The sequence below is a fragment of the Streptomyces sp. NPDC015220 genome (assembly GCF_043079345.1).
Classification (GTDB): Bacteria; Actinomycetota; Actinomycetes; order Streptomycetales; family Streptomycetaceae; genus Streptomyces.
On sequence record NZ_JBIBUK010000003.1, the window covers coordinates 413,517 to 436,604 of the forward strand.

Annotated in this window: 18 protein-coding genes and 1 pseudogene; 15 read left to right on the forward strand and 4 right to left on the reverse strand. The window is 72.0% G+C overall.

The window, feature by feature from the left end; genetic code table 11:
• Positions 1–58 precede the first annotated feature (58 nt).
• Complete coding sequence (locus ACF061_RS10975; RefSeq protein WP_392266519.1) at positions 59–2,335, reverse strand: bifunctional SulP family inorganic anion transporter/carbonic anhydrase; 2,277 nt, start codon at positions 2,333–2,335, stop codon at positions 59–61.
• Positions 2,336–2,609: 274 nt separating this feature from the next.
• On the opposite strand from ACF061_RS10975, the gene ACF061_RS10980 reads away from it, so the two are divergent.
• Positions 2,610–3,869 (forward strand): hypothetical protein, encoded by a 1,260-nt coding sequence (locus tag ACF061_RS10980; RefSeq protein ID WP_392266520.1) that lies wholly within the window; start codon positions 2,610–2,612, stop codon positions 3,867–3,869.
• 9 nt (positions 3,870–3,878) lie between these two features.
• Here the strand turns inward: ACF061_RS10980 and ACF061_RS10985 are convergent, their stop codons facing one another.
• Complete coding sequence (locus ACF061_RS10985) at positions 3,879–4,859, reverse strand: ATP-binding protein (RefSeq protein WP_392266521.1); 981 nt, start codon at positions 4,857–4,859, stop codon at positions 3,879–3,881.
• 100 nt (positions 4,860–4,959) lie between these two features.
• On the opposite strand from ACF061_RS10985, the gene ACF061_RS10990 reads away from it, so the two are divergent.
• Positions 4,960–5,784 carry an oxidoreductase gene (locus tag ACF061_RS10990; RefSeq protein WP_392266522.1) on the forward strand — a complete coding sequence of 275 codons (825 nt, stop codon included), beginning with the start codon at positions 4,960–4,962 and terminating at the stop codon, positions 5,782–5,784.
• 461 nt (positions 5,785–6,245) lie between these two features.
• Here ACF061_RS10990 and ACF061_RS10995 read toward each other — a convergent pair whose 3' ends face one another.
• Positions 6,246–7,079 carry an HAD family hydrolase gene (locus ACF061_RS10995; protein WP_392266523.1) on the reverse strand — a complete coding sequence of 278 codons (834 nt, stop codon included), beginning with the start codon at positions 7,077–7,079 and terminating at the stop codon, positions 6,246–6,248.
• A gap of 581 nt (positions 7,080–7,660) precedes the next feature.
• Here ACF061_RS10995 and ssd point away from each other — a divergent pair.
• The 7 genes and pseudogenes from ssd to ACF061_RS11030 all read left to right on the forward strand — a co-directional run.
• Positions 7,661–8,764 carry a septum site-determining protein Ssd gene (gene ssd, locus ACF061_RS11000; protein ID WP_392266524.1) on the forward strand — a complete coding sequence of 368 codons (1,104 nt, stop codon included), beginning with the start codon at positions 7,661–7,663 and terminating at the stop codon, positions 8,762–8,764.
• 107 nt (positions 8,765–8,871) lie between these two features.
• The gene (locus ACF061_RS11005) at positions 8,872–10,047 is read left to right on the forward strand and encodes a TadA family conjugal transfer-associated ATPase (RefSeq protein ID WP_392266525.1); all 1,176 of its coding nucleotides are present in this window, start codon (positions 8,872–8,874) and stop codon (positions 10,045–10,047) included.
• Positions 10,048–10,084: 37 nt separating this feature from the next.
• Positions 10,085–10,915: a type II secretion system F family protein gene (locus ACF061_RS11010; protein WP_392266639.1), complete on the forward strand. Its 831-nt coding sequence runs from the start codon at positions 10,085–10,087 to the stop codon at positions 10,913–10,915.
• Complete coding sequence (locus ACF061_RS11015) at positions 10,912–11,712, forward strand: type II secretion system F family protein (protein ID WP_392266526.1); 801 nt, start codon at positions 10,912–10,914, stop codon at positions 11,710–11,712. Before ACF061_RS11010 ends, ACF061_RS11015 begins: the two co-directional genes overlap by 4 nt.
• A 179-nt stretch (positions 11,713–11,891) precedes the next feature.
• Positions 11,892–12,092 carry a DUF4244 domain-containing protein gene (locus tag ACF061_RS11020; RefSeq protein ID WP_392266527.1) on the forward strand — a complete coding sequence of 67 codons (201 nt, stop codon included), beginning with the start codon at positions 11,892–11,894 and terminating at the stop codon, positions 12,090–12,092.
• Positions 12,079–12,474, forward strand: coding sequence for a TadE family type IV pilus minor pilin (locus ACF061_RS11025; RefSeq protein ID WP_392266528.1), 396 nt, complete (start codon positions 12,079–12,081; stop codon positions 12,472–12,474). The genes ACF061_RS11020 and ACF061_RS11025 overlap by 14 nt, the downstream gene beginning before the upstream one ends.
• A pseudogene (locus ACF061_RS11030) lies at positions 12,471–12,746 on the forward strand (Rv3654c family TadE-like protein); the annotation flags it as partial. The gene ACF061_RS11025 and the pseudogene ACF061_RS11030, both read left to right, overlap by 4 nt.
• A 549-nt stretch (positions 12,747–13,295) precedes the next feature.
• Here the strand turns inward: ACF061_RS11030 and ACF061_RS11035 are convergent.
• On the reverse strand, positions 13,296–15,767 hold the full coding sequence (locus ACF061_RS11035; protein ID WP_392266529.1) for a DEAD/DEAH box helicase: 2,472 nt from the start codon (positions 15,765–15,767) through the stop codon (positions 13,296–13,298).
• Between the two features lie 81 nt (positions 15,768–15,848).
• Here ACF061_RS11035 and bldG point away from each other — a divergent pair, with 81 nt between their 5' ends.
• The 6 genes from bldG (at position 15,849) to ACF061_RS11065 (ending at position 22,849) form a co-directional block, all read left to right on the forward strand.
• Complete coding sequence (bldG, locus tag ACF061_RS11040; RefSeq protein ID WP_009189842.1) at positions 15,849–16,190, forward strand: anti-sigma factor antagonist BldG; 342 nt, start codon at positions 15,849–15,851, stop codon at positions 16,188–16,190.
• 106 nt (positions 16,191–16,296) lie between these two features.
• Entirely contained in the window at positions 16,297–16,728 is a 432-nt protein-coding gene (locus ACF061_RS11045; protein ID WP_392266530.1) for an ATP-binding protein, read from the forward strand.
• Positions 16,729–17,250: 522 nt separating this feature from the next.
• Positions 17,251–19,656: a sodium-translocating pyrophosphatase gene (locus tag ACF061_RS11050; protein WP_392266531.1), complete on the forward strand. Its 2,406-nt coding sequence runs from the start codon at positions 17,251–17,253 to the stop codon at positions 19,654–19,656.
• 234 nt (positions 19,657–19,890) lie between these two features.
• Positions 19,891–20,508: a small secreted protein gene (locus ACF061_RS11055; protein ID WP_392266532.1), complete on the forward strand. Its 618-nt coding sequence runs from the start codon at positions 19,891–19,893 to the stop codon at positions 20,506–20,508.
• A gap of 121 nt (positions 20,509–20,629) precedes the next feature.
• Positions 20,630–22,159, forward strand: a complete 1,530-nt coding sequence (locus ACF061_RS11060; RefSeq protein ID WP_392266533.1) for a methyltransferase — start codon at positions 20,630–20,632, stop codon at positions 22,157–22,159.
• A gap of 492 nt (positions 22,160–22,651) precedes the next feature.
• Positions 22,652–22,849 carry a hypothetical protein gene (locus ACF061_RS11065; protein WP_392266534.1) on the forward strand — a complete coding sequence of 66 codons (198 nt, stop codon included), beginning with the start codon at positions 22,652–22,654 and terminating at the stop codon, positions 22,847–22,849.
• Positions 22,850–23,088 lie beyond the last annotated feature (239 nt).

Sequence of the window (23,088 nt, forward strand, 5' to 3'; positions counted from 1 at the left end):
AGCGCGCGGGCCACCGAGTCATGGGCGCGCAGACGATCGAGCCGATGGACGACGGTGGTCAGACAGAGCCGCTCGACCGTGTCGAGGGGCCGCCGCCCGGCCGACCGGAATCCGGGAGTGCTGTGGCCGGCCATCCGCTCCGGGGTGGGCGGCCCGTGCCGCCGCCGCCCCTCGAGCGGTGTGCGGGCCCCCCGGAGTCCGAGGCGAGCGGTCTTCGCATCGCTCCGCAGCCGGAGTGGCCGCACATCGAGATCGAGCACGCCCCCAGCACGTCGACCGCGTACTCGATCCCGGATACGACCGAGGCGATGCCGCTGCCGTCTCCCGGCGGTGGCACGAGGTTGCCCACGTTCCGTACGACGAAGAGGTCGCTGGGCCCTCCGATGATGATCAACGAGGTGATCAATCGCGAGTCGGCGCAGGCGCGGAAGAGCTTGGACGGCTGCTGAACCTCCTGTGCAGGTCCCGTCGGCTCGCTGCGCGCGGGTGGTGGTGCGGTGCTGCGTCGGAAGGCGCCGACGCCTCGTGGCAGGTGCTCCGGGCTCGGACCCCGTCCGATTCGGAGGCCCGATCCGCGCGCGGACCTGAAGCCGGAGCGGCGGCCCCTTCTTCGGGAACCTGGATCCTCGGGCTCGTTCGTCACCATGCCCGATCCGGGCTCCGTGTCCGCACCCGATCCGGTGCCTGAGCCGGGTCTCGGGGTCGCGCCGGGGCCGGTGTCGAATGTGGGCATCGCGGTCGTGTCCGGGCCTGTGCCCCCGTCAGCGTCCGTGTTCGTGGGCGGCTTCCTGTCGACGCCGCTGCCCACGCCGGCACGGCGTCCCGTGAGTTCGACGGAGCCGCCCTGCGCCGTGTGCGTGCGCTGCCAGTCGTGCAGTGACTCGTACGCCGCGTGGTCCATGAAAGAGCCGTCCAACTCGACTACCACGTCGGCTCCTTGCGGAACCATGTGAAGGGTACGGCTGAGGCGTGGCACCGCGAGGAACGTCAGCTGTCCCCGTACCCGCACGTAATGGGCTCCGGCCCGCTCGTCGTGTGTGATCCGGGTGCGGGCGAGGCGATGCAGCGCGACGGCGACGGCCGTGGCGATCCCGAGAACCACGCCCCCCAGGACGCCGAAGGCCACCACACCGAGCGCGGTGACGGCGTACACCAGTACCTCTCGATGGCGGGTCACCGTGCGGATGTGGTGCGGGGACACCATCTGGATGCCGACGGCCATCACCAGGGCCGCGAGCGAGGCGAGTGGGATCAGCTCCAGGACCGGGACCATCAGCAGCGCGGCGACCACGACGAACACGCCGTGCAGCATCGTGGAGTTCCGGCTCACCGCACCCGCGCGGACATTCGCCGAGCTCCGTACGGCCACCCCGGCGACCGGCAGGCCTCCGAGCGCCCCCGAGACGACGTTGGCGGCGCCCTGGCCGAGCAGCTCCCGGTCCAGGTTCGAACGGCGCACGCGGGGGGCCGGTCCGGAGCGGCCGGCCACCAGCTTGTCCACGGCCACCGCGCCGAGCAGCGACTGCACGCTGCACACCAACGTCGTGCCGAGCACCGCGGTCGCGAGGCCGGGCGACGGCCCGTCGGGCAGTTCGGCCAAGGCGTGAGTGCGCCAGGAGGGCAGGTCGACCCTGGTCAGTGCCAGCCCGGTCAGGGAGGCGACGGTGGTGGCGCCGACGACGGCGACGAGCGCGGCCGGCACGCTGCGCAGGAGGCGTCCGGGCCCTCCGGGCAGCCGTGGCCAGAGCAGCAGCAGGACCAGGGTGAGCGCGCTCACGGCGAGAGCGGCGGGGTCCAGGGCGACCAACTGGCCGGGCAACGCCCGGAGGTTGCCGAGCACGGAACTCTGCGGACTGCCGCCGAGCACGATGTGGAGTTGGGCGACGGCAATGGTCACGCCGATGCCCGCGAGCATGCCGTGCACGACGGCGGGACTGACGGCGAGCGCGCCGCGCGCCACGCGCAGGCAGCCCAGGCAGAGTTGGGCGAGGACGGTGATGGCGCACGTCGTCCGCCATCCGTAGCGGACGATCAGCTCGGCGGTGACCACCGTGAGCCCGGCGGCGGGTCCGCTGACCTGCAGCGGTGAGCCGCCGAACCGTCCCGCGACCAGTCCGCCCACGGCGGCGGCCACGAGGCCGGCCTGGAGCGGGGCACCGGTGGCGAGGGCGATGCCGAGAGAAAGCGGCAGGGCGATCAGGAAGACGGAGACGGCGGCCGACAGATCGGTGCCGGCGAGGCGGCCACCGCGCCGCCACGGGGGCGGGCTGTGCGGCGGGTGCGAGTCCTGCGCCCGGGCGGAATCGGTGGCGCGAGTGGGGACGCAGGCTGACATGTTCCCGGACCTCCTCGGTTCGACTGATTCAATAGATGGCAAAGTAAAAGTAATGCCACGTAAAGTCCTTGCATAGATTTACAAGGCAAATGACGCCCCGCGTCACCTCAATGAGTGAAGTAGGGCTTTTATCGGCTTGTCGTACTAATTCCTTCTCGACTCCATGCGACCTTGGCGGCGCTGTGCCCGGCCGTCCGGCACACGGCCGGACAGCACAGCAACCAGCACACGCCGTCCCGGCGTTGGACGAGAGAAGGAAGAAGGTGGGCGGAACATGGCCGCCACCCAGAGGATCGCCGTGGGCGTCGTCGCCGCCGCGGCCTGCGCCTCGTCGCTCGCCGGTTGTGCGAGCGGGGCCGACGCACCCCGGCAGGGCTCGCACGGCGCGCAGAAGCCCGCGCATCCGCCGGGAAGCGTCGTCCGCCTGATCGGTGACGGGTCCACCGCGTACACCGGGGCCCAGCCGCACCTTCCCGTGGCGGAGCGGCTCCGGACGGGGGAGAAGCCCCCGCAGTTCGTCGTCTTCTCTTGGGACGGCGCGGGTGAGGACAGCCAGAAGCTGTTCTCACACTTCCGGAAGGTGGCGAAGGCCAACAACGCGACGATGACGTACTTCCTCAGCGGCGTGTACATGCTGCCGAAGGAGAAGCGCGACCTGTACCGGCCGCCGCAGCATGCCGCCGGAAGGTCCGACATCGGCTTCAACGACGAGCAGGGCATCGCCGACACCGCCCGCCAGGTGCGCCTGGCGTGGTTGGAGGGCAACGAGATCGGCACCCACTTCAACGGCCACTTCTGCGGCCCCGACGGCGGGGTCGGCCAGTGGTCGGTCGACGAGTGGACGAGCGAGATCGACCAGGCCAAGCGGTTCGTGAAGACCTGGAAGACCAACAGCGGCCTGAAGAGCGCCGCCCCGCTGCCCTTCGACTACGACAAGGAGCTCATCGGCGCCCGCACCCCCTGTCTGGAGGGCCAGAAGAACTTCACCAAGGCGGCGAACCAGCTCGGCTTCCGCTACGACAGCAGCGGCGTCAACAACCAGGTGTGGCCGAAGAAGCGGAACGGCCTGTGGGACCTGTCGATGCAGCTGGTGCCGTTCCCCGGGCACACCTTCGAGCAGCTGACCATGGACTACAACTTCATGGTCAACCAGTCGGGCACGCAGACCCAGGGCGACCCCGACAAGTTCGGCTACTGGGGCGACCAGATGCGTGACGGCCTGCTCAAGGGCTTCTACCGGGCCTACGACGGCAACCGCGCCCCGCTGGTCATCGGCAACCACTTCGAGTCCTGGAACGGCGGCACCTACATGCGTGCCGTCGAGGAGGTCGTGAAGGAGGTGTGCAACAAGCCCGACGTGCGCTGTGTCTCCTTCCACCAGCTGGCCGACTGGCTGGACGCCCAGGACCCGCAGGTCCTCGCGAAGCTGCGCGGCCTGCAGGTGGGCGAGGCCCCCAAGCAGGGCTGGGCGGCCTTTCTGTCGAGCGGGCCGGCCCCGGCCCCCAGGGGAGTGCCCGGGGCGCCGAGGCTGTAGGGCGGGCCGTCAGGCGGAGGCGGTGACGCCCTCGCGCAGGACGAATCCGGGGTCGATCTGCGCCGCCAGGTCGGTCCCGGTCCGTTCGTTCCCCCAGGAGGCGGCGTTCTTCAGGTGGAAGTGCGCCATCTGCTGGGTGTACCGCTCCCAGTCACGCAGCTCGTACGTGGCGTCGGCGGCGACCTGGAGCACGCGCAGGGCCCGGCGGTCGGCGTCCTCCAGGAACTCGAACCGGGGCGGGCGGCCCTTCTCCATGGCGCGCACCCAGTCCGAGTGTCCGACGGTCACGAGCAGGTCGTCCCCGACCTCGGCGCGCAGGAAGTCCAGGTCGTCCGGCCCTTGCACCTTGTTTCCGACGACCCTCAGCACGACGCCGAAGTCGCGGGCGTACTCCTTGTACTGGCGGTAGACGGAGACGCCCTTCCGGGTGGGCTCGGCCACGAGGAAGGTGATGTCGAAGCGGGTGAACATGCCGGAGGCGAAGGAGTCCGAACCCGCCGTCATGTCCACCACGACGTACTCGTCGCGGCCGTCCACCAGGTGGTTCAGGAACAGCTCCACCGCTCCCGTCTTGGAGTGGTAGCAGGCGACCCCGAGGTCGGCGTCCGTGAAGGGGCCGGTGACCATCAAACGGACGGCGCCGCCGTCGAGGTCGACCTCTCGGGCACAGGCCTCGTACAGCGGGTTGTCCTCGGTCACGCGCAGCAGTCGTGATCCCTCACCGGGCGGAGTCGTCTTGATCATCGTCTCCGCGGAGGCGATCCGCGGGTTGTCGCCGCGCAGGTAGTCCTTGATCAGCGGCAGCCGGCCGCCCATCGCGGGCAGCGTGGCCGCCTGGGCCTCCTCCAGACCCAGCGCTGCGCCCAAATGCTGGTTGATGTCGGCGTCTACGGCGACGACGGGCGCCCCTGCCGCCGCGAGATGCCGGATGAACAGGGAGGACAGGGTGGTCTTGCCGCTGCCGCCCTTCCCGACGAAAGCAATTTTCATGTTCACGAAGCGTAGTGCTCCGATAGCTGTAAGTGGCAGCTTGCGTGAAGAAGACCACTCCTTCGAGGGCTGGGGTACGCGGGTGCGTAGTGTCGTACTCATGAGTACGACAGGTGCGACCGCCGATCCGCTCGCGGCCCTGGGCTCTCTGCCCGGCGTGGCCGATTCCGTCGAGTCCGTGCGCAAGGCCGTGGACCGGGTCTACGGGCACCGCATCATGCGACGCCGGAGCAACGTGATCACCTCCGAGGCCGCGCTGCGCGGCGCCCGTGGTTCCGCGGCGCTGTCCGGCGCGGACTGGGCCCTGGAGGAGGTGCGCCGACGGACCGACTTCAGCGGTGACGGCGAGGCGCGTGCGCTGGGCGCGGCCCTGCGCCTGACGGCCGAGTCCGGTCAGCTGCTGTCCATCTGGCGGCAGTCGCCCCTGCGGGTGCTGGCCCGGCTTCATCTGGTGGCCGCGGCGGGCCGGGAGGGCGCTGTCGGACGGCCGCGTCAGGCGGCTGAGACCGTCGACGAGCCGCTGATCGAGCTGCCGCTGCCGGGTGCGGCGGAGGTCTCCGGGCGACTGGACGGGCTGTCGGAACTGATCGTCGCGGGCAGCGCCGCGCCCGCCCTGGTGACGGCGGCCGTCGTGCACGGCGAGCTCCTGGCGCTGCGCCCCTTCGTCTCCCACAACGGCCTGATCGCGCGGGCGGCCGAGCGCATCGTGCTGATCGGCAGCGGCCTGGACCCGAAGTCGGTCTGCCCGGCCGAGGTCGGCCACGCCGAGCTGGGCCGGGCGGCTTATCTTGCGGCCCTGGACGGCTATGTCTCCGGCACTCCGGAGGGGATGGCGGCCTGGATCACCCACTGCGCCAAGGCGGTCGAACTGGGTGCCCGTGAGTCGACGGCGGTGTGCGAGGCGTTGCAGCGCGGAGCGGCGTAGCGGAGGCAAGCGGCGCGGTGGGCCGCGTGGCCTCCCGGCCGCGGAAGTGATCTGCCCGGAACACAGGGTTGCGGCGGTACGAGTACTCGTACCGCCGCTGGCACGTCCACCGAGTTACCAGGCGTCCTCGATATGTCGCCCATCAGGCCGGGATCTTTGCCCGTGACCTGGTGCGGCTGGCCCGTAATCGACGGGTCGACGTCGCGTGGGTGCCCAGTGTTCATGCTCGGTCCGTGGGGCCGAATGCGTTTCGAAGGTGATCCTTTCGGATGTCCTTGGGTCTCGCGGGCCGTTGAGTCCTTTGTACTGCAAGCGGGAGACAAGCGGAACCCCTGCCTGCACTTCTTTACTATCGGGTGCGAACCAGTCCGAAACGGGCACCTCTGCTCGACGTCGACGGTCCGAATCGTCGTGATGTCGAACGGAGTGCCGCACCGGTTCGGGCAGCGGGCGGAGAAGACTCAGGCGACCGCGCCCCGGCGCCGGCTCGCGTACCAGACGAGTCCCGCGGTGGCGGCCGCCGCTCCTATGGCCGCCACGGCGACCAGGGTCGGACGGGGCGGCACGGAGAACGCGGGCAGTCGCTGCTTGAGCCGCACGGGACGGTGGAAGTCCAGGATCGGCCAGCCGCGCGCGAGGGCTTCCCGGCGCAGCGCGCGGTCCGGGTTCACCGCGTGCGGATTCCCCACCGACTCCAGCATCGGCACGTCGGTGGCCGAGTCGCTGTACGCGTAGCACCGGCCGAGGTCGTACCCCTCGGACTCGGCCAGCTCGCGGACCGCCTCCGCCTTCGTCGGTCCGTAGGCGTAGTACTCCACCTCGCCGGTGAAGCAACCGTCCTCGCCCACCACCATCCGGGTGGCCACCACGCGATCCGCGCCGAGCAGTTCGCCGATGGGCTCCACCACCTCCGCGCCCGACGTGGACACGATGACGACGTCGCGCCCGGCGCGGTGGTGCTCCTCGATGAGCGACGCGGCCTCGTCGTAGATGATCGGGTCGATCAGGTCGTGCAGCGTCTCGGCGACGATCTCCTTGACCTGCCGCACGTTCCAGCCGCGGCACAGCGCGGACAGGTACTCGCGCATGCGCTCCATCTGGTCGTGGTCGGCGCCGCCGGCGAGGAACACGAACTGGGCGTAGGCGGTGCGCAGCACGGCCCTGCGGTTGATCAGTCCGCCTTGGTAGAACGACTTGCTGAACGTGAGCGTGCTGGACTTCGCAATGACCGTCTTGTCCAGATCGAAGAAGGCCGCTGTGCGGGGCAAGGAGTGGTTTTCCACAACCCTGAGCATAGGGGCAGCCCATTCGGCGTAAGGTAGGCGCGTGGGTTTGCCTGAGAGGGCTCTCGGGTACACCATGGAAGTCACGGATCGTTCGCGACCGTGCTAACCCGGTCCGACTCCTCCCCCCCCGAGTCGGCCGTGGAGACGACCCCCGCTCTCCCCCCCGGCGGGGGTCGTCGCATGTCCGGGTGGGTTTCTCTCCCTCTCCGCGGGGCCTCGCACCGCGGTCGCCGTGCCGCACGGCCGCCACTTCGCCACCCATGATCCATCACTGTGCGTAGTCGTGGGGCTGCTCTGTGGAAGTCGTGCCGGAGCCGGTGTGCGGCTCACCGGTATGGGTGACGGCCATTTTCACATCCGTCGAGTTGTCCACAGATTTGGACCAAGATCCACATTATTTCCCGGATCGCCGCACCTTGATTCCTGTGCGCACCGCCGACGGCGAAGTTCATGGCCGGTTCCGTTTGTCGGGCGCGTATGGCCGGTTCGTATCGGCCGTCATATGAAGACCGCTCGCCGGTTCTTCACCCGATTGGGATTCGCGGGGCCGCAGGGGCCGCGCGGGAGACGCAGCGAAGGGGGACCGACCCGTGGCCGGAACCGTCACACACGATCCGCCGCCCGGTGCCGCAGGACGGCAGGGAAGACCATTGATCGTCACCGAGGACGCCGGACTCCTCGACGACCTGCTGCGCCTGTGCGCGGCGGCGGGGGCGACACCCGAGGTCCACCACGGGGTGCCCGATCCGAGCGGCAACTGGGAGGCCGCTCCACTGGTGCTGGTCGGCGACGACGCGGCCCGGCGGGTGCGCGGAGCCGCTCGCAGACGCGGAGTGGTGCTGGTCGGCCGTGATCAGGACGACTCCGGGGTCTGGCGGCGCGCCGTCGAGATCGGCGCCGACCACGTCCTGGTGCTGCCCGACGGTGAGCAGTGGCTGGTGGACCGGATCGCCGATGTCGCCGAAGGCGTCGGCCGGCCCGCGCTCACCGTGGGCGTCATCGGCGGCCGCGGCGGGGCCGGGGCCTCCACACTGGCCTGCGCGCTCGCCGTCACCTCGGCGCGGGAAGGCCTGCGCACACTCCTCGTGGACGCCGATCCGCTGGGCGGCGGGCTCGACGTGCTGCTCGGCGGGGAGACGGCCGAGGGACTGCGCTGGCCGGCCTTCGCGGCCTCCCGCGGACGGGTCGGCGGCGGCGCCCTGGAGGAGTCGCTGCCCGAACTGCACGCACTGCGGGTGCTCAGCTGGGACCGCGGGGACTGTGTCGCGGTGCCGCCACAGGCCGTCCGCGCGGTGCTGGCCGCCGCACGTCGCAGAGGCGGGGCCGTCGTGGTCGATCTGCCCCGCCGCGTCGACGAGGGGGCCGCCGAGGCACTGGCCCAGATCGATGTCGGGCTGCTCGTGGTCCCCGCCGAACTGCGCGCCGTCGCGGCCGCCGCCCGGGTGGCCTCCGCGGTCGGCATGGTCCTGCGCGACCTGCGTGTGGCCGTACGTGGGCCCTACGCGCCCGGCCTCGACGACCGCGAGGTGGCCCGGCTGCTGGGCCTGCCGCTGGTCGGCGAGGTGCCCGTGGAGTCCGGGCTGCGCCGCTCCGGCGAGGGCCGGACACCGCCCGGCGCGGCCGCCCGCGGACCACTGGCCCGCTTCTGCTCGGCCTTCTGGGAGCGGGCGCTGACCGAGGCGGGTGCCGCATGAGGACGGCGGCGGAGCAAGGGCGGCGGGCCGGCGAGCGAGGTGCCTCGCCGCCCGTGTCCGGCGGGACCGGGCGAGCCGACGGGCCCGATGGCGCCGACGGCCCCGGTATGTCCGCGGAGCTGCTGGACGGGGTGCGGCAGTGGCTCGCGCGAAGCGGCGCCGAGCCGACCCCCGCGCGAGTGGCGCAGGCACTGCGGGAGCAGGGCCGGGTGCTCGGGGACGCGGAGGTGCTCGGGGCGGCCGAACGGTTGCGGGCGGAGCTGATCGGCAGTGGCCCGCTGGAACCGCTGCTCGCCGACCCCTCGGTGACCGACGTCCTGGTGTCGGGCCCGGCCCAGGTCTGGGTGGACCGCGGCGGCGGACTGGAGCGGGCCGCCGTCGCCTTCCCCGACGCGGCGGCCGTACGTCGCCTCGCGCAGCGCCTGGCAGCCGTGGCAGGACGCCGGCTGGACGATGCCCGGCCGTGGGTCGACGCCCGGCTGCCGGACGGAACCCGGCTGCACGCCGTGCTGCCCCCGGTCGCCGTCGGCTGCGCCTGCCTTTCCCTGCGGGTCGTACGGCCGCGCGCGTTCACACTCGGCGAGCTGGTGGCGGCCGGCACGGTGCCGCCGGGTGGGGACCGCGTGCTGCGGGCGCTGATCGAGGCCCGGCTGTCCTTCCTCGTCAGCGGTGGGACGGGCACCGGGAAGACCACGTTGCTCAGCGCTCTGCTGGGGCTGGTCGGGCCGGGCGAGCGGATCGTGCTCGCCGAGGACTCGGCGGAGTTGCGGCCCGACCACCCGCACGTCGTCCGCCTGGAGACCAGACCCGCCAACCAGGAGGGCGCGGGCCTCGTCACCCTAGAGGACCTGGTGCGCCAGGCGCTGCGGATGCGACCGGACCGCCTGGTGGTCGGCGAGGTGCGCGGCGGCGAGGTGGTTCATCTGCTGGCCGCGCTGAACACGGGCCATGAAGGCGGTTGCGGCACTGTCCACGCCAACGCGGCGGCGGACGTTCCCGCCCGGCTGGAGGCGCTGGGCACCGCTGCCGGGCTGGACCGGGCCGCGCTGCACAGTCAGCTCGACGCCGCGCTGTCCGTGGTGGTGCACCTCGTGCGGGATCGCTCCGGACAGCGGCGGATCGCCGAGGTGCGGGTGCTGGAACGGGATGCGTCGGGACTGGTGCGGACTGTGCCGGCGCTGCGCTGGGGCGCGGAGGCGTTCGTGGCGGAACGAGGCTGGGAGCGGCTGCGTGGGCTGCTCGGTCCGGAGAACCGGGGAGGAAACGGTGGGCGCGGTGAGTGAGTCGTCCTCCGGGCCGGTGTTCCTGGCAGCGGCCGTGATGTGTGCGGTGGTGGTCGTGTGGGGGATGGGCGGGCGGCATTCCACGGCGCGGCGGGCGGGGTCGCTACTCGCCGGCGACGGGCCGGCGGGCGCCGGCCCACCGGGCTGGGAGCGAGCCCGCGGCGAGCTGGCCCGTCTGCGCGGTCGGTTGTCGGCGGAGTGGTGGGCGTTGGCAGCGGGGCTGGTACTGGCGGTGCTGGGGGCCTCGGTGCTGCCGGTCGCCGCCGGGGCCGCCGGAGTGCCGGTGTTGCGCCGGGCCCGCTCGGCCCGAGTCGCACACCGGGCACGGGAACGGCGGGCCGACGCGGTGATCAACCTGTGCGGGGTGCTCGCCGCAGAGGTGCGGGCCGGACGGCAACCGGGTCATGCACTGCTGTGCGCCGCGCGGGAGGCCGGCGGTTTCGGAGACGCCCAGGCGGCGGTACTGGCGGCGGCGCGGTTCGGCGGGGATGTGCCGGGGGCGCTGGCCACGGCGGCCAGGCAGCCGGGAGCCGAGGGACTGCGCGGGCTCGCCGCCTGCTGGCGGGTGGCAGTGGACCAGGGCGCGGGCCTGGCGGCCGGGCTGGAGCGGCTGGAGGCGGCGTTGCGCGCGGACCGGGACCAACGCGCCGACCTCAGGGCACAGCTGGCGGGTGCCCGGGCCACCACCGTGATGCTCGCGGGCCTGCCCGCCCTTGGCCTGCTGCTCGGCGCGGCCATGGGCGCCGACCCGCTGCACGTGCTGCTGCACACCCCGGCGGGTCTGGGCTGCCTCTTCGTCGGAGCCGTGCTGGAGGGTGCGGGGCTGTGGTGGGCGTCGGCGATCGTGCGACGGGTGGAGGCGGCGTGAGCGCGGAAGTTGTCCACAGGCTGGGGACGGCCGTCGTGGTTGCCGTACTCCTCTGGCTGACGGCGCAGTGGCCGGCGGCGGTGCGCCGGGAGCGCAGAGCGCGGCGTCGGCTGAACGTGTTGCTGGAGCCGGGGGCGGACGCGCGTGCGGAAGGCGCGGGCCTGAGCTCTTCCGCGCTGGAGGCGGTACGGCGGTGGGCGCCTGCGGCGGGAGTCCTGGGCGCCGGGTGGGTGCTGGTCGGCGGACTCCTCGGAGTCTCGGTCGGGCTGGTGTGCGCGGCCGGGACGTGGCGGTGGCGGCAGCTGGCCGTCAGCCGTCGTCCCCAGACCGACTTCGACGTGGCCGAGGCCGCTCGTCAGCTCCCCCTGGCCGCCGATCTGGTGGCGGCCTGCATCGCGTCCGGGGCCGGTCCGGTGATCGCCGCACAGGCGGTCGGGCAAGCCTTGGGCGGGGCGGTCGGGGAAGCGCTGGCGCGGGGCGCGGCGGAAGTACGGCTCGGTGGTGCGCCGGCCGAGGCCTGGCACCGGCTCGCCTCGATACCGGGAGCCGCGGGCCTGGCGCGGTTGCTGGCACGGGCCGACGAGTCCGGCCTGCCCGCCGCCGGGCCGGTCGCGCGGCTCGCGGCAGACGTCCGCGCCGACCGGGCACGCGCGGCGACGGCCAGGGCCCGCCGGGCGGCCGTGCTGGTCACCGGGCCGGTGGGGCTGTGCTTCCTGCCCGCCTTCGTCGCGGTCGGAGTGCTGCCCGTGGTGATCGGCCTTGCAGGTGGGGTGCTGGGAGGGGGTGGTGGCCGATGACACGGCGCGAGTGAAGGGCGTGCGAGCCAGAGGGCAGGAGCCGGAAGCGGGGACGCATGAGCGAGGACAGAGAAGTCACGACTCAGGACGGCAGGACGGGACCGCGCCGAGGACGGTACGGCGCGGCGGGTGAACGACCGACAGACCAAGACCTTGGGCGAAACCTTACGGGGGTTCAGATGTACGCGAAGACACGGGCACGGCTGTGTGCGGTGGCAGGCCGGATGCGCAGGGACGCCGGAATGGTGACGTCCGAATACGCGATGGGCATCATCGCGGCGGTGGCGTTCGCCGTGCTGCTGTACGAGGTCGTAACGAGCGGGCAGGTCAAGGCGGAGCTGCAGAACATCGTGAGGCGGGCGCTCAGTGCGCGGACGTGAGAGCCCGGGCGGACGCGGGGGCGATCAGGGGTTCGTGACGGCGGAGGCCGCCATGGTGCTGCCCGTGCTGGTGCTCGTGGTGACGACGCTGGTGTGGGGACTGCTGGTCGTGCTCGCACAGATCCAGTGCGTGGACGCCGCGCGGGCGGGCGCGAGGGCCGCCGCGCGGCAGGACCCGGAGGGCGCGGTCGTGACCGCCGCCCGAGAGGTCGCGCCGCGCGGGGCGAAGGTCGCAGTGGCCAGGGAAGGCGACCACGTCCGTGTGGTCGTCGTGGCCGACCCGCCGGGGATGGGCGTGCTGCCCTTCGAACTGAGGGAGGAGGCCGTGGCGGACGCGGAGGAGGCGGTGGGGACGCGGACCACGAAGGGGGCGGGTGCATGAGAGGCCGCTTGGCCGACCGTGACCGCGGCTCCGCCACCGTCTGGAGCGTCGGAGTGATCGCCCTGCTCTGCGTGGTGTTCGGTGCCGGTCTCGCGTTGGGGCAGGCCGTGGTCGCCCGGCACCGCGCGGCCGGCGCCGCCGATCTCGCGGCTCTGGCCGCGGCGGACCACTGGGCCGAGGGCGGTGCCGCCGCCTGCGCCAGGGCGGACCGGGTGGCGCGGGCGCAGCACACCCGTCTGGCCCGGTGCACGCTCGTGGGCGATACCTCCGACGTGACGGCGGCGTGGGAGCGGGGGCCGTTCACCGCACAGGTCAGGGCAAGGGCGGGACCACCGGGCCCGGCGGCACGGCCGGACCGTCCGGCCGGTCCGGGGCACGCCGCCCGAACGTCCTGGCTGTCCGGAGCCGCCCATCCGTTCTGGGCCGTCCGGCAGGTTCGGCTCGGACCGGCCGGGGCCGACCGGCCGATCCGGGCTGCTCGGCCGGCCTGGACCGCCGGATCGGCCGGGAACTCCCGGCCGGGCGTCCTGGGCCGGCCGGAGGCTCCCGGACGCAGCGGACCGCGCGCCGACGGGAGTCGTCAGGTGGCCGGTGACCGACGGGGACACGTGGCCGACGGGATCCGTCCGGCCGGCCCGGTTGTGGCCGCCGCACCTCCGGTCGTGGTCACCGGGCCGCCGGTTCTGGCCGCCGGATTTCCGGTCGTGGTCACCGGGCCGCCGGTTGTGGCCGCCGGATTTCCGGTCGTGGTCGCCGGGCCGCCGGGTCGGCCGATGTCGGTATCGGCACGCACGTTCGCACGTTCACCTGAGCGGAGCAGGTCACCCCTGGTGTTCCTCCCCTCCGTCCGGTGCCCGCCTGAGCAGGACGGTCAGCAGACGGACGGCGCCTGCCTTGTGGAGCGGGTCGTTGCCGTTGCCGCACTTGGGGGATTGGATGCAGGACGGGCAACCGGCGTCGCACTCGCAGGAGGCGATGGCCTCGCGGGTGGCGGTGAGCCAGGCGCGAGCGGTGTGGAAGGCACGTTCGGCGAAGCCCGCGCCGCCGGGATGGCCGTCGTACACGAACACCGTGGGCAGGAGCGTGTCGGGGTGCAGCGGGATGGAGACGCCGCCGATGTCCCAGCGGTCGCAGGTCGCGAACAGGGGCAGCATGCCGATCGACGCGTGCTCGGCGGCGTGCAGTGCACCGCCGAGGATCTCCGGATTGATCCGCGCCTCGTCGAGCTGGTCCTCGGTGACCGTCCACCACACGGCGCGGGTGCGCAGCGTACGAGGAGGGAGGTCGAGTTTCGTCTCGCCCAGGACCTCACCGGTGATGACACGCCGGCGCAGGAAGGAGACCACTTGGTTGGTGACCTCGACGGAGCCGTAACACAGGCGTCCGTCGCCCCAGGGAATCTCCACGTCCGTCTCCAGGACGGAGATCGACGTGGTGTCGCGGGCGACGGTCGTGTACGGCGGGTTCGCCTGTTCCACCAGGGCGACCGAGTCGTCCAGGTCGAGGGAGCGCACCAGATACGTACGGCCCTGGTGCAGGTGGACCGCGCCCTCGTGCACGGTCGTGTGCGCGGCAGCCTCGTCGACCGTGCCCAGCAGCCGCCCGGTGCCCGACTCTACGATCTGCACCGGCCGACCGCCCTCGCCGCGGATGTCGGTCAGGTCCGCGGCCCGTTCCCGGCGCGTCCAGTGCCAGGCCCTGGTCCGGCGGCGCAGCAGCTTCGCGGCCTCCAGCTGTGGGAGCAGTTCCGCGCTCGCCGGGCCGAACAGCTCCAGGTCCTCGTCGGTGAGCGGCAGCTCGGCGGCGGCGGCGCACAGGTGCGGGGCGAGGACGTAGGGGTTGTCGGGGTCGAGGACCGTGGACTCGACCGGCTGGTCGAACAGGGCTTCCGGGTGGTGGACGAGGAAGGTGTCCAGCGGATCGTCACGGGCCACCAGCACCGCCAGGGCGCCCTGGCCGGAGCGGCCCGCCCGGCCCGCCTGCTGCCACAGGGAGGCGCGGGTGCCCGGATATCCGGAGATCAGCACGGCGTCCAGCCCCGAGACGTCGACGCCGAGTTCCAGGGCGGTCGTGGCGGCCAGGCCCAGCAGCTCGCCGGAGTGCAGGGCGCGTTCCAGGGCGCGGCGCTCCTCGGGGAGGTAGCCACCGCGGTAGGCGGCGACACGCCGGGCCAGGGACCGGTCGGTCTCCGCCAGCCGCTCCTGGGCGATCACCGAGATCAGCTCGGCGCCGCGGCGGGAGCGCACGAAGGCGACCGAGCGCACGCCCTGGAGCGTGAGGTCGGTCAGCAGGTCGGCGGTCTCGGCGGTGGCGGTACGCCGGACGGGTGCGCCCCTCTCGCCCTGGAGTTCGGTGAGCGGGGGCTCCCAGAGGGCGAACACCAGTTCACCCCGGGGCGAGGCGTCGTCGGCCACCTCGACCACCGGCAGGCCGGTGAGGCGGCCGGCGGCCACCGAGGGCTGCGCCGCGGTGGCCGAGGCCAGCAGGAAGACCGGCGAGGTGCCGTAGCGCGCGCACAGCCGGCGCAGACGGCGCAGCACTTGGGCGACGTGCGAGCCGAAGACGCCCCGGTAGGTGTGGCACTCGTCGATGACGACGTACTTCAGGGCTCGCAGGAAGGAGGACCAGCGCGGGTGCGAGGGCAGGATCCCGCGGTGCAGCATGTCGGGGTTGGTCAGGACGTAGTTGGCGTACTGGCGGATCCACTCGCGCTCCTCGGGCGGGGTGTCGCCGTCGTACACGGCCGGGCGTGCGGCTTTGCCCAGCGGCCGGGCGAGGTCCCGCACCGACCGGCACTGGTCGGCCGCCAGCGCCTTGGTGGGAGCCAGGTAGAGAGCGGTGCTCCCACGCCCGTTCGGAGCCTCCGAGCCGTCGAGGAGCGTGGACAGCACCGGGACCAGATACGCCAGGGACTTGCCGGACGCCGTGCCCGTGGCGACGACCACCGAGTCGCCGTCGAGGGCGTGCTCGGCGGCGAGTGCCTGGTGGGCCCAGGGGTGTTCGATCCCGCACGCCTGGACGGCGGCCACGACCTCCGGGCGAATCCGGTCGGGCCAAACGGCATGGCGACCCGCCCGCGGGGGCAAGTGCTCCGTATGAGTGATGCGCGCAGCCCGGCTCGGGCCCGAGGCGAGCCGGTCCAGAACCGCGCCCGGTGTCAGGCGGGTTGCGGGGTCCGTCGGGGATCGTTCGGATCGGTGATTCTTGGCCATTGGCACCGAGTGTGTCACCGGCGTGACGGACAATGGAGCCAAGGCGTCGTGCACGCCTGCCGGTAAGTGATTGAATGCCATCGCGGCTGGCGAACCGTCCCGGGGGCTTCAAGCCGAGGTGCCCGAGGGGCGACCGCTCGATAGCAAGGTGCTGGAGGATCCGTGGACCTGTCCCTGTCGACCCGTACCGTCGGCGATCGTACGGTCGTCGAGGTCGGTGGCGAAATCGACGTATATACCGCGCCCAAGCTGCGTGAGCAGCTGGTCGAGCTGGTGAACGACGGGAATTTCCACCTCGTCGTCGACATGGAGGGCGTGGACTTCCTCGACTCCACCGGGCTCGGCGTCCTGGTCGGCGGTCTGAAGCGAGTGCGTGCTCACGAGGGCTCGCTGCGCCTGGTCTGCAACCAGGAGCGCATTCTGAAGATTTTCCGCATCACCGGTCTGACCAAGGTGTTCCCGATCCACACCTCGGTCGACGAAGCGGTGGCGGCGACCGACTGACCGCCGGCCCCGGACCGGTGTCCGGGGCGGAAGAAGTACATGCGGGGACCGGGCTCTTCGGCGGCCCGGCTCCTCCACAGCACGCCCGTAGCTCCTAGGGGGATGCATGGCCACCGTCGAACTCCGCTTCAGCGCGCTGCCCGAGCACGTCAGGACCGCCCGACTGGTGGCGGCAGCGGTGGCGCGCCGGGCTGGAGTGGACGAGGCCGTTCTCGACGAGGTCAGGCTCGCCGTCGGCGAGGCCTGCTCCCGTGCGGTGGGGCTGCACCAGAGCGTCGGAATCGCGGCGCCGGTGACGGTGACGCTGACCGAGGAGGAGAAGCAGTTCTCCATCGAGGTGGGCGACGAGGCCCCGCACGCGCCGCATCACCCCGGTGACGTGCCGAGCGCCGTGGACGAGGCCGAGGCCGAGGAGGACGAGATGGGCCTCGCGGTCATCAGCGGCCTCGTCGACGACGTGCAGGTCAGGACAGGAGAGGACGGCGGGCACATCAAGATGACCTGGCCGACCACTCCGCCGGCCGTGGTCCTTTCCTAAGACGACAGCGTTCGATTCGAAGGGCCCCGCCGCACGGCGGGGCCCTTCGACGTTCGGGCGGGCCCGCTCTGCCCGCACGGTGGGAGCTTCGGCAGGCCGTGGGGCCGTTCCGCGGAGAGCTCTTCGGGGTCAGGGCGGCGGCCGCTCCCCGCCGTGATCCTCCGGCGTGCGGGTGGACGCCACTCATCACGGCGAGACGGCGATGGAGCCCTTCGGCGCGCCGGGCCCGCCCGCCCGTAGAGGTCACCGCCGGGCGCCGCTGCGCCGAATCGGTGATGATGGTCGGGCATACAGTAGTCCTGGTCATCATTTCGTGAAGTCATTCACGATCAATAGCCCGATAATGGATCAACGGTCAATGCTTTTGAGGCGTTACCGCTTTCGGGTTCCATGCCCGCACGGCGATCATTTGCTGATGAGCACGTGAAGGCTGATTCCATTTACCGCACACTGTTTTGATCGGGTTCCGCTACCTACAATCCGTCCACATCTTGAGCTCAGCCCAAGCGTCAAGGAGGACGAATGGCGGGGCTTTCTACCCCTCATCAGTTTGGCCACCCCACAACCGTCGCAGCCGCGGTACTGACCAACGACAATCGGATCATCGTGGTGGCCATCGCGGCCGTCGCGCTGGCCGCGCTCGTGGTCGCGGGCATCCTGGTGCGCCAGGTGCTCGCGGCGGGCGAAGGCACCGACAGCATGAAGAAGATCGCGGAAGCGGTACAGGAAGGCGCCAAGGCCTATCTGGGCCGGCAGCTGCGCACGCTCGGCGTTTTCGCGGTCGTGGTGTTCTTCCTGCTCCTGCTGCTGCCCGCGGACAACTGGGATCAGCGCGCCGGTCGATCGGTGTTCTTCCTGATCGGTGCGGTGTTCTCGGCGGTCACCGGTTATATCGGCATGTGGCTCGCGGTGCGCAGCAATGTGCGCGTCGCCGCCGCGGCCAGGGAGGCGACCCCGGCGGAAGGCGAGCCGGAAAAGGATCTCACCGCCGTCTCGCACAAGGCCATGAAGATCGCTTTCCGCACCGGCGGCGTCGTCGGAATGTTCACGGTGGGGCTCGGCCTGCTGGGCGCCTCCTGCGTGGTGCTGGTGTACGCGGCCGACGCGCCGAAGGTGCTGGAGGGCTTCGGTCTGGGCGCCGCGCTGATCGCCATGTTCATGCGAGTGGGCGGCGGCATCTTCACCAAGGCCGCCGACGTCGGCGCCGACCTGGTCGGCAAGGTCGAGCAGGGCATCCCGGAGGACGATCCACGCAATGCCGCGACCATCGCCGACAACGTGGGCGACAACGTCGGCGACTGTGCGGGCATGGCGGCCGACCTCTTCGAGTCCTACGCCGTCACGCTCGTGGCCGCGCTCATCCTCGGCAAGGCCGCCTTCGGCAACGACGGACTCGCCTTCCCGCTGCTGGTCCCCGCGATCGGCGTGATCACCGCCATGATCGGCATCTTCGCGGTCGCGCCGCGCCGCGCCGACCGCAGCGGCATGAGCGCGATCAACCGCGGCTTCTTCATCTCCGCGGTGATCTCGCTGGCCCTCGTCGCCGCGGCCGTCTACACCTACCTGCCGTCGTCGTACTCCGCCCTGACCGGCGTCTCCGACGCGGCGATCCACGGCAAGGACGGCGACCCGCGCGTCCTCGCCCTGGTCGCGGTGGCCATCGGCATCCTGCTCGCCGCCGTGATCCAGCAGCTGACCGGCTACTTCACCGAGACCAACCGGCGGCCGGTCCGCGACATCGGCAAGACCTCGCTCACCGGCCCGGCCACCGTCGTCCTCGCCGGCATCTCCGTCGGTCTGGAGTCCGCCGTCTACACCGCCCTGCTGATCGGCCTGAGCGTGTACGGAGCGTTCCTGCTCGGCGGCACGTCGATCATGCTGGCGCTGTTCGCGGTGGCGCTGGCCGGCACCGGACTGCTCACCACGGTCGGCGTGATCGTCGCCATGGACACCTTCGGTCCGGTCTCCGACAACGCGCAGGGCATCGCCGAGATGTCCGGCGACGTCGAGGGCGCGGGCGCGCAGGTGCTGACCAACCTGGACGCGGTCGGCAACACCACCAAGGCCATCACCAAGGGCATCGCCATCGCCACCGCCGTGCTGGCGGCGTCCGCGCTCTTCGGGTCGTACCGCGACGCGATCACCACCGGCGCCGCCGACGTCGGCGCGAAGCTGTCCGGGGCCGGTGCACCGATGACCCTGATCATGGACATCTCGCAGCCCAACAACCTGGTCGGCCTCGTCGCCGGCGCGGCGGTCGTCTTCCTCTTCTCCGGGCTGGCGATCAACGCGGTGTCGCGGTCGGCGGGTTCGGTGGTCTTCGAGGTACGGCGGCAGTTCCGCGAGAAGCCCGGGATCATGGACTACAGCGAGAAGCCGGAGTACGGCAAGGTCGTCGACATCTGCACCAGGGACGCCCTGCGCGAACTCGCCACCCCCGGGCTGCTCGCCGTGATGGCGCCGATCTTCATCGGGTTCACGCTGGGCGTCGGCGCGCTGGGCGCCTATCTCGCGGGCGCGATCGGCACGGGCACGCTGATGGCGGTCTTCCTCGCCAACTCCGGTGGCGCCTGGGACAACGCCAAGAAACTGGTCGAGGACGGCCACCACGGCGGCAAGGGGAGCGAGGCCCACGCCGCCACGGTCATCGGGGACACGGTCGGCGACCCCTTCAAGGACACCGCCGGTCCCGCGATCAACCCGCTGCTGAAGGTGATGAACCTGGTGTCGCTGCTCATCGCGCCCGCGGTCATCAAGTTCTCCTACGGCCACGACAAGAGCATCGGCGTACGGATCGTGATCGCGGTCCTCGCGCTGATCGTCATCGCCGGCTCGGTCTACATCTCCAAGCGGCGCGGAATCGCCGTGGGCGACGAGGAAAACGCAGAGCGGGTGTCCAAGCCGGCCGATCCCGCGGTGGTTTCGTAGGCGGCCCCGCCGGCTCGGCGCCCGCACGGACCTTGCCCGACGGCCTGGAACCGGACCCGGCGAGGGAGACGGGCGGGCGGCGCGTTCGACGCGTCGCCCGCCCCTCGCATGTGCCGGCCCGCCTGGGCCGTGAGCCTTCTCTCGCTTGGTGCAAATGGCTGCAAGACGGTGCTTAAAGGGTGACCGGGGCCAGGTCGCCGCCCATGCGGCGTGTATGTTCCGGGGCCGAGAGCCATGGAAGGGACCAATCCGGTGAACAAGAAGCTCGCGGCCGTACTGTCCGGCGGTGCGGTACTGGCACTGGCACTGACGGGATGCTCCAGTGGCAGCGCCGACGACAAGAACGACGCGCTCGACACCTGGGCCAAGCAGGTGTGCGACGGGGTGCAGCCGCAGGCGAAGAAGATCGAGGCCGCCAACTCCGCGATCCAGAAGCAGACCTCGGACAACAGCACCCCGGCCGACGTGCGGAAGACCGACGCCCAGGCCTTCCAGGACATGTCCGACGCCTACAAGGCGATCGGCGCCGCCGTGAACAGGGCCGGCGCGCCCAAGGTGGACGACGGCCAGAAGAAGCAGCAGGACGCGGTCAAGGAGCTCAACGACCTCGGCACCTCCTACGCCACGCTCAAGCAGCAGGTGGACAAGCTCGACACCAAGGACCAGGCCAAGTTCGCCGACGGCCTGAAGGACATCGCCACCCAGCTGGACAAGCTGAGTAAGACCGGGAACGACGCCCTGAAGAACCTCGAGGAGGGCGACGTCGGCCAGGCGATGGCCAGGCAGCCGAGCTGCAAGTCCGCCTCGGCCGCCCCCTCGGCCTCCGCGTCGCCCTCGACGTCGAACGGCTGACCGGAACGCCCGGAATCACCCACGCGCGCGTGTGACCGACATCGGCCCGGCACGCGCGCGTGGGTGACGCCGACTCGGCACGCGCGCGTGCGGTGTCGGCCGGAGCCGACACAATGGGGGCGTGAGTGACTCCAGCCTGCCCGCCCCGACCGCCCTGCCCGCCGCCGACCGCCCGGAAGTCGCCGCCAGGCTCCGGGACGCCCTGCTCGGCGCCTCCTTCACCGCCGACGGACTGCTCGAACTGCTCGGCGCGCCCGCCTACGCGGCGCTGGCGCGCAGCGAGACCGTGCCCGCGCTCCGGGCCACCCGCGGGGACACACCGCTGGAGCTGCTCGTCCGGTTGTTCCTGTTGCAGCAGCCCGTGCCGCACGCGCGCCTGGCGGACGTGCTGCCCGTCGAGGACTGCCTGGCGAGCGGCTGGCTGGTGGGCGTCGGGAAGGACGAACTCGCCGCGACGGTGGACGTCCGGCCGTACGGCGGACTCGACGGCGAGGACTGGTTCATCGTGTCCGACCTGGGCTGCGCGGTCGGCGGCGCGGGCGGCATCGGCAGCCGCGCGGAGGGCGTCGTCCTCGGCGTCGGCGGCGCCTCCACCACCCTGGCCGGCATCACGGTCCGTACGCCCGTCGGCTCCGCGCTCGACCTCGGCACCGGCTCCGGCATCCAGGCGCTGCACGCCGGCCGGCACGCCACGCGGGTGACCGCGACCGACGTCAACCCGCGCGCACTGCACATCACCGCGCTCACCCTGGCCCTGTCCGGGGCCCCGGCCGCCGACCTGCGCGAGGGGTCGCTGTTCGAGCCGGTCCGTGCCGACGAGAAGTTCGACCTGATCGTGTCGAACCCGCCCTTCGTGATCTCCCCCGGCGCCCGGCTCACCTACCGCGACGGCGGGATGGGCGGGGACGATCTGTGCCGCACGCTCGTTCAGCAGTCGGGGGAGCGGCTGAACGAGGGCGGGTTCGCGCAGTTCCTCGCCAACTGGCAGCACGTGGAGGGGGAGGACTGGCAGGACAGGCTCAGGTCATGGGTGCCCCGCGGGTGCGACGCGTGGATCGTGCAGCGCGAGGTGCAGGACGTCACGCAGTACGCCGAGCTGTGGCTCAGGGACGCCGGCGACCATCGCGACGACCCGGCGGAGTACCAGGCGCGTTACGACGCCTGGCTCGACGAGTTCGAGGCGCGCAAGGTGAAGGCCGTGGGCTTCGGCTGGATCACCCTGCGCAGGACGGGCTCCGCCGAGCCCTCGATCACCGTCGAGGAGTGGCCGCACCCGATCGAACAGCCGCTCGGCGACACCGTGCGGGCGCACTTCGACCGCCTCGGCTACCTGCGGGACCACGACGACGCCGCCCTGCTCGACGGGCACTTCCGGCTGACCCACGAGATCGTGCAGGAGCAGGTCGGGCTGCCCGGGGCCGAGGACCCGGAGCACGTCGTGCTGCGCCAGCACCGCGGGATGCGCCGCGCCACCACGGTGGACACGGTCGGCGCGGGCTTCGCCGGCGTCTGCGACGGCACGCTGAGCGCCGGCCGCATCCTGGACGCCATCGCCCAGCTCGTCGGCGAGGACCCGGTGGTGCTGCGGGACCGCACGCCCGCCCAGATCCGGCTGCTGATCGAACAGGGGTTCCTGGAGCCGGCGAACTGATCTCCGGGACGGAACGGACGCCGTCGGCCGGTCCGGTGCGTCGTCCAGGGCTCACAGGCCGGGCGCCGTGCGGGGACGGGCCGCCGGTTGGCCGCACGCGGACGCCTGTCGCACGCGGCCCCGGCCCGGGGCGGACGCCGTTGCCGGAGTCGGCTGCCGGACCTGCCTCGCGCGCCGTCCCGGCCGCCGGGGGAGGACCCGGCACTCCCGTCCCCTCCGGCACCCGGTGACACCCCTGCACCGCACCCAGATCGGCCTCCGGCACCATCCCGGCCCCCGGCATCATCGTCCCGACCTTCTTCCCAGCTTTCTCCTTCCACCATTTTTCGGTCATGTGCTCGGCGCACGCCGACGGCCGCCGCCGGTGTCCGGGGCCGTCGGCGCGGGGGCGCGGGCGGTCGTCCGCCCGGCGTTCACCGGGGGTTGGCGCGGTCGTCGCCCGCAGGTGCCAGCCTCCCGGACCGGAGGCCGAGGGCGCGGGAGGGGACGTACATGGAGAACGGGCCGGCCATCTTCACGGGGACGGTGTTCGCCCTGTTCGGAGGGGTACTGCTGGGGTGGACGGCGGTACGGGTTCGGCAGCGCCGGCCCGTCGCCCTCGGTGTGAACCAGGTCGCGTCGGCGACCGTAGCGGCCCTGACCGCGCTGGTGTCCCTGACACTGGGAGTGTGGTGCTTCGCGGGTCTGTGAGAACCGGCACGGCGTTCGGCATCGGTAACTGACACATCACGTTCCGCATTGACTCGAACGGGCCGGTGAGCGGTCCGGGCGGCAGGAAGGGCGGTAGTCGGGTTACCGTTCGAGTGGCCGTTGCGGGCTTTTCCCGTTTGACACGGGGGCGGGATGTACCGTCACACTCCGCAGCGTCAGCACGACCCGACCCCGGGTGCCACGAAGGCCTGGGGAGACCCAGCGAGACCCAGCGTCGA